This is a genomic window from Aquitalea pelogenes, from assembly GCF_041914625.1.
Lineage (GTDB): Bacteria > Pseudomonadota > Gammaproteobacteria > Burkholderiales > Chromobacteriaceae > Aquitalea > Aquitalea pelogenes.
In genome coordinates, this window is the sequence record NZ_JAYSDA010000016.1 from 92,483 (window position 1) to 101,800 (window position 9,318).

11 protein-coding genes and 1 tRNA gene are annotated in these 9,318 nt (G+C 51.4%); 5 read left to right on the plus strand and 7 right to left on the minus strand.

Annotation, left to right across the window (positions count from 1 at the left end):
• Positions 1 to 338 precede the first annotated feature (338 nt).
• The 3 genes from ACE3SE_RS13645 (at position 339) to ACE3SE_RS13655 (ending at position 1,522) form a co-directional block, all read left to right on the plus strand.
• Positions 339 to 539: a hypothetical protein gene (locus ACE3SE_RS13645; RefSeq protein ID WP_374556038.1), complete on the plus strand. Its 201-nt coding sequence runs from the start codon at positions 339 to 341 to the stop codon at positions 537 to 539.
• Positions 540 to 562: 23 nt separating this feature from the next.
• Positions 563 to 709, plus strand: coding sequence for a hypothetical protein (locus ACE3SE_RS13650; protein WP_374556040.1), 147 nt, complete (start codon positions 563 to 565; stop codon positions 707 to 709).
• A gap of 294 nt (positions 710 to 1,003) precedes the next feature.
• Positions 1,004 to 1,522 carry a hypothetical protein gene (locus tag ACE3SE_RS13655; RefSeq protein ID WP_374556042.1) on the plus strand — a complete coding sequence of 173 codons (519 nt, stop codon included), beginning with the start codon at positions 1,004 to 1,006 and terminating at the stop codon, positions 1,520 to 1,522.
• Positions 1,523 to 1,850: 328 nt separating this feature from the next.
• On the opposite strand, the gene ACE3SE_RS13660 is transcribed toward ACE3SE_RS13655, so the two are convergent.
• Positions 1,851 to 2,234, minus strand: a complete 384-nt coding sequence (locus ACE3SE_RS13660; RefSeq protein WP_374556044.1) for a DUF6573 family protein — start codon at positions 2,232 to 2,234, stop codon at positions 1,851 to 1,853.
• 1,049 nt (positions 2,235 to 3,283) lie between these two features.
• Between ACE3SE_RS13660 and ACE3SE_RS13665 the strand changes: the two genes are divergently transcribed.
• A complete protein-coding gene (locus ACE3SE_RS13665) occupies positions 3,284 to 4,087 on the plus strand; it encodes a hypothetical protein (RefSeq protein WP_374556046.1) in 804 nt (267 codons plus the stop codon).
• A gap of 331 nt (positions 4,088 to 4,418) precedes the next feature.
• Here ACE3SE_RS13665 and ACE3SE_RS13670 read toward each other — a convergent pair whose 3' ends face one another.
• The 3 genes from ACE3SE_RS13670 to ACE3SE_RS13680 form a co-directional block, all read right to left on the minus strand.
• Positions 4,419 to 5,015, minus strand: coding sequence for a hypothetical protein (locus ACE3SE_RS13670; protein ID WP_374556047.1), 597 nt, complete (start codon positions 5,013 to 5,015; stop codon positions 4,419 to 4,421).
• Entirely contained in the window at positions 4,969 to 5,934 is a 966-nt protein-coding gene (locus ACE3SE_RS13675; protein ID WP_374556049.1) for a hypothetical protein, read from the minus strand. Before ACE3SE_RS13675 ends, ACE3SE_RS13670 begins: the two co-directional genes overlap by 47 nt.
• Before the next feature lie 104 nt (positions 5,935 to 6,038).
• The gene (locus tag ACE3SE_RS13680; RefSeq protein ID WP_374556051.1) at positions 6,039 to 6,263 is read right to left on the minus strand and encodes a hypothetical protein; all 225 of its coding nucleotides are present in this window, start codon (positions 6,261 to 6,263) and stop codon (positions 6,039 to 6,041) included.
• Between the two features lie 111 nt (positions 6,264 to 6,374).
• On the opposite strand from ACE3SE_RS13680, the gene ACE3SE_RS13685 reads away from it, so the two are divergent.
• On the plus strand, positions 6,375 to 6,644 hold the full coding sequence (locus tag ACE3SE_RS13685) for a hypothetical protein (protein ID WP_374556053.1): 270 nt from the start codon (positions 6,375 to 6,377) through the stop codon (positions 6,642 to 6,644).
• Positions 6,645 to 7,052: 408 nt separating this feature from the next.
• On the opposite strand, the gene ACE3SE_RS13690 is transcribed toward ACE3SE_RS13685, so the two are convergent.
• The 3 genes from ACE3SE_RS13690 to ACE3SE_RS13700 all read right to left on the minus strand — a co-directional run bounded on the left by ACE3SE_RS13690 (position 7,053) and on the right by ACE3SE_RS13700 (position 9,309).
• Positions 7,053 to 7,235, minus strand: a complete 183-nt coding sequence (locus tag ACE3SE_RS13690; RefSeq protein WP_374556055.1) for a hypothetical protein — start codon at positions 7,233 to 7,235, stop codon at positions 7,053 to 7,055.
• 139 nt (positions 7,236 to 7,374) lie between these two features.
• Positions 7,375 to 9,123 (minus strand): DUF6538 domain-containing protein, encoded by a 1,749-nt coding sequence (locus tag ACE3SE_RS13695; RefSeq protein WP_374556057.1) that lies wholly within the window; start codon positions 9,121 to 9,123, stop codon positions 7,375 to 7,377.
• A 95-nt stretch (positions 9,124 to 9,218) separates the two neighbouring features.
• Positions 9,219 to 9,309: transfer RNA gene (locus tag ACE3SE_RS13700), tRNA-Ser, on the minus strand.
• Between the last annotated feature and the right edge of the window lie 9 nt (positions 9,310 to 9,318).

Here is a 9,318-nt window from a genome sequence, read left to right on the forward strand (position 1 = left end):
TTATTTTCCCGCTTAAATAAAACCACTCTTTTCTATCATCACACTCTGCGTTAGCGACAATGTAAAACCGACCCGCCCCAGCAAATCTACCTATAAACTTACTCTTTCGCCTAAATAAAAATGTTCCTTTTTATCCACACAAATCGAAAAGGTATAAATAATTAAACTTTAGCGTTTTTACAACACCGCCACAGCATCTATTTTTTCCTGAAAAAATAAGAAAAAATCAAAAATGTATAAAACACCACTACACAAGCTTATTGCACCTCAATCAATCTTGTCACAAAATTTCCTGGTCGAAACGAAAAACGACACATCATTAATCACCAGGAGCAATCATGAACCAACGCATCAACGAGTCTGACCTGCAGCAACTAGCCGAACTGGCTGGCATCGAAATTTCTTACACGTCCAATCCTGACGGAAAAGCACGGCGCTTCCATCTTGCCGATGGAAAGGCCATCAAGGGCTCAGGAAAAACGGGGGACTATCTCAGAAGAGTCATAGTCAACAAGCTAATAAAAAACACTATTCATTAAGCCAAAAAAGCAAGGAGTAAAAAATGAAATGCAACACACTACTCGGGGGCAAAGAAATTAAGTACACCCGCACAGGTCGGCTTTATATCGGTCGTCACTATGTCATCGTCGCCAATGAAGAAGACAAGAATGACATCATCGAAGCCATGACATATGGCCATGTATATTAGCTACGGAATATTTTTAATCGTCTAAATAGTCCAGAATAAGCAACTAAACATTGTTCTTTTTCAGGCCACCGGCAAGCCTACCGCTCGTCCCCGCATATCGGGATGGTTAATCCGGCAAGTGTTGTTCCCGTCTTACCCTATTCATCCAACTGGCTACTCGAACACGAGCCCGATAGACTGACCCACCGGATGAATCCTCAATGAACATTGGGAGGATTCGTCATGGCTTATCTATTCAGGTGCATCGCCACCCACACTGCCATCGACATCGCTCCCGCCATACTGGAGTGAATCATGCAAAACGTATACGCCCACGCAACCACTGAACAACTGACGCTGGAAGCCCTGCGCAACCTGGATTTTGATAGCAGGTTTGTCCAATATCGTTACTCGGTCAGTCCCAAGGAAGCCTTTGATGAGCGCGAAACCGGGCTGGAGGTGGATACCCTGGCGGATTATCTGCAAACCGCACAAGGCCAGGTGACCGCACAATATTTCCTGGTCTCTTCTGGCAAACAGCCGTCTCGCCTGGGCAAGCTGCGTATCTATCGCGCGCTCGACCAGGACAGTGGTGAGGATGCCTTGGCGATTCTGCCGGGAGCCTGTGTCACCCTGAGCAAACAATCCGCCTTCGATTACGGCCAAACCTATCTACCTGGCAAATTTTCGGTTTTCTCAAGCTGGGCCTACGCCGATGAACTGGTTACCTATGGCAATCCGGATGAGTTTTTCTACTATCCGCGCAGCCTGGAGTCGGCTTACGAACGCTACGTGGCCGATTTCGAGCGCGAAACCCAGCGCCGGGGCCGCTGATTGAAGCAAACCGCCCAGCCTGCCGGATGGTAGGCTGGGCGGTTTGCTACTAGAACCCGTCCGAATGACTCGGAGGAGGCGTCCACGGTTCCGGGGATGGGTGGTGAATGTCGGTCCCGTAGGGGCTACCACCAACATCAATCCCGCCGATATTGCCGTCCATCATGGGCAAACCCGTTGAGGGGTTCACCACCGGGGGCAAGGGAACGGTCGGGGAAGCCTCATCATTCCTCGATGCACCACCAAACCAACGCTGCCAAAAAGTCATGCTTTTTATCCTTTTTTGCTCGGGAAGGAATGCCCCGCCAGCTCACGGCGGGGCTCGCCATTAATCTTCATTAGCCATCAAGATGGTGATAACTGGCTCACCTTCGTCACCTGGCCCGATGTGCATCTTGAGTTCGACGTGCTCGACTTTCTGGTCTGCTTGAACTACGCGCAAGATATAGTCCACCTGGCTTTGTTCCTTCGCTCCCCTGGTAGCCAGGCGGGCAATCCACAACACATCCCACAAGCGCCCTTTTTCGTCCTGCCCTGCCTCTTCGCCCTCCCAAGCCACACAGCGCCCCCATACCGCCACCGTGACGGCAACCGGCACACGGAAACCCAGTTCGGCTGCTGTTTCAGACACATCAACCAACACGCCATCTTCGATAGCCTGGGTACGGGTATAGCTGTAAATCACTTCGCCAAAAATGGAATCGGTGCTCATTTGCCTTGCTCCTTGATAATCGTGACAGGGACCAGGCCGGTGCCCTTGTCGGTCCAGCGCAGCACATAGCGCTAGCCACGGATGGTGGTTTTAAAATCGCGGTGGGTTTTGCGCCATTCCTCTGCAGTCATGCACTCCCAACGTGGCGGGTTCGCTTGCTGTTCCATGTTGCTGTCCTTTTTTCAACTGACCGGATTTCAAGATTCAGAGCCTGCTGTTGCTGTTGACTTGCGGGCCTGGCGTTGCAGCGGCCAACTCGTTTTACCGCCGTGTTTTCTGAGTTCGTCGCCTTGCAACAGGACCAGCCCAGGACAGCAGGACAGGCCACAAGCTGGCGAGACAAAGCCGCAGCCCGGCGATAGCGGGACCGGGTGCCGTTCGCCCCGCAGGGCTCCGCAGCTTGTGGCATGGCCGTCCAGGGCTACGGTTGCAATAAAGGGGACGAATTCAGAGGCGGAGGGAAACGCAGACCACTGCGACAGGGCCGAGGCACGGATGGCAACAGCCAGCCGTGCCAGGCAAGCCACCGGCGCGCAGCCGTAAGCCTTGGCGTAACGGCGAAGGGGAGCCAGGCGCTGCCTGGGGCAAGGCGTTCAGCCGCAGCCTCCGAATGAGTCCGGCCCCAGCCGGACACCATGAGGACAGGGGGGGCCGCAAGGAAGGCCCCGGCAGGCATAGCCGTCGCCGTGGGTCAGGTTGGCCCAAGCCAACCGGTTCCGCAGTGGGGGACAACGTCCCGGCACCCCAAGCGAAGCGCGCGGGCAACGGCGGTTGTGGTGCAGCGTCCAGCGCAGACAGAACCGCCGTTGCCCGCGCGCCGCGTGAAGTGCTTCGCACGGAAGAAGGGGCCGGGGTGCCCGCCTAAAACAGGGGCATGGGCATCGTCCAGATGACCAAACCACGGGCCATTCGTCCAGAATGAAGCCCGTGGTGGTGGCCCTATCGTGCGTAGCACTCCATTCGTCTCCCCTGTACGCCCCCCGGCGCTTGGGGAGGGGTATAGGCCAGGCGGTCGCTATACGTGTTATCGACAACATGCAGGAGATAACATGGGAGAACGACAAGATGGCCGCCTTATCGCGCAAGCCAACGAAACCAATGTGCTGCGGGCGCTGCACCGGTTCGGCTGGTTGCGCACGCGCGACCTCGCCTGCCTGGTGTGGCAGTCCTGGGCGAAGTCACCCGCCAAGGGCGAGCCGAGTCTAACGCCACCACAGGCCAACCGTAGTGACATCCGGATGGCACAACGGACTTTGGCCAGGTTGCGAGAGCACAAGCTCATCCTGACCAGTAAAGCGCCAAATGGAAGTCTGATACATGCGCTATCCGAGAAAGGGGCGCGGGCCTTGCAAGCGCTGGGGATTCCGGCCATCACCGGCAAAGACCAGTTGCGCGATTATCACGCCGCTTACTTCCTGCACAGGAACATTGCAAACGAGGTCGCCATTAGCGGCATTCTGAGCGGATACCGCGTGGCTACAGAACGTGAGATAGCACAAGGCCTTTGGCTGGGTGGCATGGAAGGTATCTTGGGTAAGAAGCCGGATGTGCTCGTGCGCACTGGCAATCTAGTCTGGTGGGTTGAAGTCGAGCGCAGTCGCAAGAATCAAAAGGACTACGCCAAGCTCCTGAAATGGCTGGAGGCCATCTGGAAACCCAGCCAACGCCTGGGAGAGCCAGCACCGTTGACGAAACAGGTTCAGGTGCGCCAAGTGGTGTTTATCTGCACGGCTGCCTTTGCCAAGAAACTGGCGACGGACTTACTGACCAGAGGTTGGAGTCCTGAACAGTTCGCCACGCGGGTGCGCTGTGAAAAGTACCTATACTCTTTTGAGGCTATCAGTTTCTTCTAAATCGAGGCCAAGGGGCGGCCTGGCCGGACCGCCGCCTCAATGACTGATTCAGTCTGGCGCTAAATTTTAGCCAGGCACCAACGTCCCGGCCACGTTGGCGGTGTTACGCCGTTACAGCTGTTACCCCTGTTTTGATGAAGAGTGAACGGTTTAAATAGTTACCCCCCTGCTGGCACATGACACATTATCTTGTCCAACATTCTCCAACCCCTCTCAGGCAATTGGTCTTTTGGCTCCCACCCAAATCACATTGTCTATATTTTATTTCTAGGGCACAGCAATTCAAATCCCCAATCAACACCGTGTCTTTGTTAAACTTTTGCCAGTAAATCTAATTAGATTCGGATATTATATAACTTATAAATTCACTTAGCGCCATACCGCTTGAATCAAAGTCCGTTAAAAAAACAACTTTACCACCTTGTCGATATGCATCATTAATAGGACCCTTTTTAGCATCCAACGATAGCACCACAGAGTGAAAGGAACGTGCAGCGATAGATATATCAGCTTCTTCTTTATATAATTTTGTCTTTTGATTTTTAATTATATGCTTTTTCTTAAGAGGGATTCTTTGCTGTATCATAAAATTTATTTCTTCTTGAGAAGCAAATCTACCTATATTAAATCCACTTACGCGCTGCTCATTTTGAGGAAGGCTTTCATTATAAAACCCAAAAAACGAATCCACCTTTACAAGGCACTTTTCAATTGAATCATCAATGAACCTCTTTAGCTCAGGGTTTTTATTGACAATAGGAGGAATTTCAAACTCAGCCTCACGTGTAATGCAGATGCAAAATTTCTCACACGGCAACTCAGCTGCCAAATCCAACTTTCTCTCGTATAAAAAATCCCAGACATTGTTATCAATGTAAATACTAATTGGCAAATCCTGATTTGGCTTGTTCTGCTGTACGGATTTCATCAATATTCCTCTTGAATTTTTGATAGACATCTATAAATGGCGTCACATGAGTAAAACCAAAATGCTGAATCTCACTGTTTCTGTATATAGCTCCGCCACCATCGTCGTAGTTACGGACATAGTCCGACAAGGCATCCTCCAATGAAATGCCCTCCCCAAACACTTCTGCAATGCAATCCTCTTTGGGGTCTCCTGCATGCTCAGAATCCGCCACTATATCCGCAACAAGGATTGTTGCCGACTCCAAAGGCTCAAGAACCTCCCCTCGCGAAGTATGCTCTGATTGAGAATCGAATGGCACAGAAATAAGGGCTGCTTTATAAGCGCCAACAGCATCCATAAGAGCATCCATCGCAACCGAACCATCAGGCTCACGAATAGTTCGGACTATTTTTCGATACTCTTCAAAAGGGATTCCCGCCTCTCGTGCCATTTCTTCATCAGCCCGTTCATCGATATCACACTCCGTCCAAGCCTCCGGTAATCCGTTGAATCGACCATGTGCATCAACGAGGTCGAGATGGTCAGGAATAGTCAGCCACAGAACCAACGTATTGTTGTACCGCTGTTTGCGTTCTTTAATCCAACCATGTTGAACTAGATTTTTGATTCCGGTCAGAACCTGACGAACAGAGAGTCCACACATTGCGGCAATGCGCTTCTCTCCCGGCGTACGGAAGCGACCATGATTTAAGCTCCCCACCAACCCCGGGTTATTCGGGTCCAGGCAATGGGCTGCCAGCGCACAAAAAACCTTCAACCCAGTTGTTGTCACTCCTTCATCAGGGTCTTTTCTCAGGGACAACAGCAATTGAACAGGAACCGCAGCCCACCGTGCTGGGCCTTGCCCGGGTTTTGTCGCTTCGAACCAATTTGGGCGGCGAGCGTCTTTATCTGTTGCTTGTGCTTTGTTGTTCATTTACATCTCAAGAAGATGGGCCGCCGTGCTGGGTGAATACGTTGGCCGTTAAGCACGGCGGCGTTGGGATTCATGCAGTTTTCGAGTCAGGACTAGCTCTTTCTTCAGCGAGTCAGTTCATTCACCAAAGCCTGAGCCTCTGCATAAACACGCGCGTGCTTACTCCGAGGGCCGGTATAGCGAAGGTCAACAAACCCTACCGAATATTGCTCAACCTTCTCACCCTGTTCATTGTAGCCGCGCACCCAAATTCGACCTGGATGGCCGAATTTTCCCATGTTTGCGGCATATTTATTCGATGACTTAATTTCTATCTTGTAGTGAATCATTCCGATAAACCCCTATTTGGTTGGTATAAACAGCCTGGAAAACTTCCATACTGTTAAGGTGTGTAGCTACCAAACAGGTGGTTTTTAGATTTTCATAAAGAATATTTACCCATGACTGGCGAGGTGATTATGGCTTTTAGTTATATTGAAAAGCTAGAAGAAGTCTCGCTATTGTGTACGGTCTCGCGCCATCCAAACCTGGCGATGCAGGCCGCCTCCTGGCGGCCTCCTTTATTTCTCTACATCTTTACTTGTTTATTAGGTGGAAGTTTCCTGCTGCACCCTTTGGAGGTTTTCTTCCTGACTATATGGAAGCTTTCTTCCACACTCTCCAGAGGTTTTCAGCATGGGATGCGTCTGGGGGTATGTACAAACCAATAGCAGGGTGCGTGGCAAAGTGACACGGGTCGGCTCTGCTTGAGAGTATCAAGATAGGTCGCGGTGAGTGGTTTCGTCGGCGCACTTCAGGATGGTCGTGCGCCGTGGATGTCGAGCAGCTGCGTGGTATTTCTCTTGAGGCCTGGCTCAGGGATAGGCACTGGCGAATGATGAATACGTTTTCTTCGGCCACAATGAACAGAACGTTTTCGGAGGAGGCTGCGGGAAATAATCCGCCCAGAACTGGCAATCCTTAACAACGGGAAACCGCCAATTGGCTAAGAAATTGAGTTTTGCTGGTTACGCCTGGCGCGACTAGGTTGCCAACAGGTAAACCAGGCAGCACGCAATCTAGCACTGGACGCGGAGCATTCAGCGCATCAGTAATGTCGAGAGGTGTCCAGTTCATGCTTAGCCCTCCACGCTGGCATGCTGGCCCAGCCGGGCATTCACGTCTTCGACGCGCCAGTGTAGCAGCCGGGTGCCCGGCATGATGACGCACGGGGGAACCGCTTGAGAATTACGGGACAGGTCTTTACGGATAGTTTCCGGCGAGCGCTTGAGGATGGCCGCCAGTTCGTGGATATCGAGCAATTTTATGGTGCTCTCCAGAGTCCGGATTCAGCAAGACACGGACACAATCGGACTCAAGAGTGCGACACGTGCCGCAAGTAGGGAACTTGCAACACGTGTAGGAATGTGTTTTAAACGATACAGGACTAAACTAAAAAAATCAGCGTTGGATAAACTCAGCCCAGGCAACAGGCAGTGTTACATCTGAATAGTCCAATTGGCTCAAATAAGGCAACATTGCGGCAGGCGTATAGCCTTTGCCATAGAGCATGGCAGAACCTTCCACGTCCTCCCGTGAGATTTGTTTACCTGCGCTATCCGCCATTCGAGACCGCCCACTTAGCTGGAATGCGAGCCCCGGTGGCCAAGCACCATCTTTGGCTTGAGCGTCACGCAAACGGTCTTCCCATGTATGGCGGAACGAATACAGCACATAGTGGTTTTCAAATTTCAGCTTGTCATGGATAAAGTCATTGAATAACTTCCCAATGGCATTAGCTTTACGCTGATAATGCGTATGCAACTCCGGGAACAACGCCCCAGCCTTGGTGTGGCTCTGCAGGAGCTGCCCAGGCTGGCGCTCCCGATAAACATCATCAGGTTCCGGAATACCCTGCTGCTTTCTTTCGGAATCAACATAATTCGCGAAACCCAACTGAAGCAAAACCGGATGAACAGGCACCCAACGCTTGGTATGCTCATTCTTGAGTCCCTGCTCTTCCCCCTCGTCAGTAATATTGATAGACAACACGCCCGACTGTAACCCCACATCTAGCAGTGTCATTTGACAGATTTCTTCGGGCCGCAATCCCTGCGCCATGGCCATCAGTGGTACCCAGTAGCGTGCATTGCCTGCGATGAAGACGTCTGAAGACTTCCCTCCCCTCACACTTTTACCGGCATACCACCATGAAGCAAAAACCGCACTCATGTAATTGGTCGGAAAGGGGTATCGAGGGCGTGAGCGTTCGGCCTGCTGCTGCTTTGTCAATTTGGGAAATGCGACACCCATCGCAGGGTTTTCACGTATCCCATACTGGCCGGTGTTCGCAGCAAAATTGAATAGTGATTTAAGTGCAGGAGAGTAGCCATCGCGGACGGTCACATTGCTTAGCCCTTGCTCGAAGAGCAACTTTTTATACCAAGCATAGATATCGCTACGTTCAACCGCTGTGATGGGTTTGTCTTTTACAAATTCGACAAAATGACTAATGCGAGAGCGGTAGGTTTTACGGGTTTTCTCATCTTCTAACCAGTTTGGCTCATTCCACCAATCCACGACCACACGCGATAGAACAACGCCAACCTCCTCATCGGAGATTTCAGCAGCTTCGCCATCATTACGGGCTGCCATGAGGTCGTAGGCACGCTTTTCAGCCTTGGCCATCGCCAAGATGAACTCATCAAAAGATGGGTCCGTCAGGGATACTGCGTATCCGTAGCTATCTGTAGCATCCAAGCACTCCTCGCTGAAGGTGTCCCAATCAGGAGATTGACGCCGACGCGACACTACGCTTTTCACCAACTTCAAGCGCTCAGCAACAAAGTCCTCATAGTCGTCCCACTCTTGCTCCCCATTGCGGATATCGTCATCCATTCCGACCAAATCACCTAGTCGAAGCATGGATATCTTTGTGATGAGGTTCTTATCCAGGACTGTTTTCTCAGGGGTAGGAAGCGTTTCAAAGCGTCGCTCCTGCTCTGCCAGCTCAGCCCGCTTATTGAGGAAATCCTGAGAAATTTCTTTGAAGTAGTCTGCCGCTCGGAACTGAGCCAGGACCTTGTCACGTGTTCTAAGTGATTTTTTGAACTCGACAGCTTTGCCGTAGTGGCCAATCAGGTCTTGTGGGATGTAGAGACGGGCATACCAATTATTGGTTTTGCCGCCGGTAGGAATAAAAAGGTCCATCTTCACCTCGTCGTATGACCTAGTCGTACGACCTTGTGATGATGGACCCTTGAATTTATTGAGTTCTCTAGCCATAGCTAGAGTTTACTGTATTCTGGCGGAGAGGGGGGGATTCGAACCCCCGTCAGGGTATTACCCTGAACACGCTTTCCAGGCGTGCGACTTAAACCACTCATCCACCTCTCCAGATGGCTG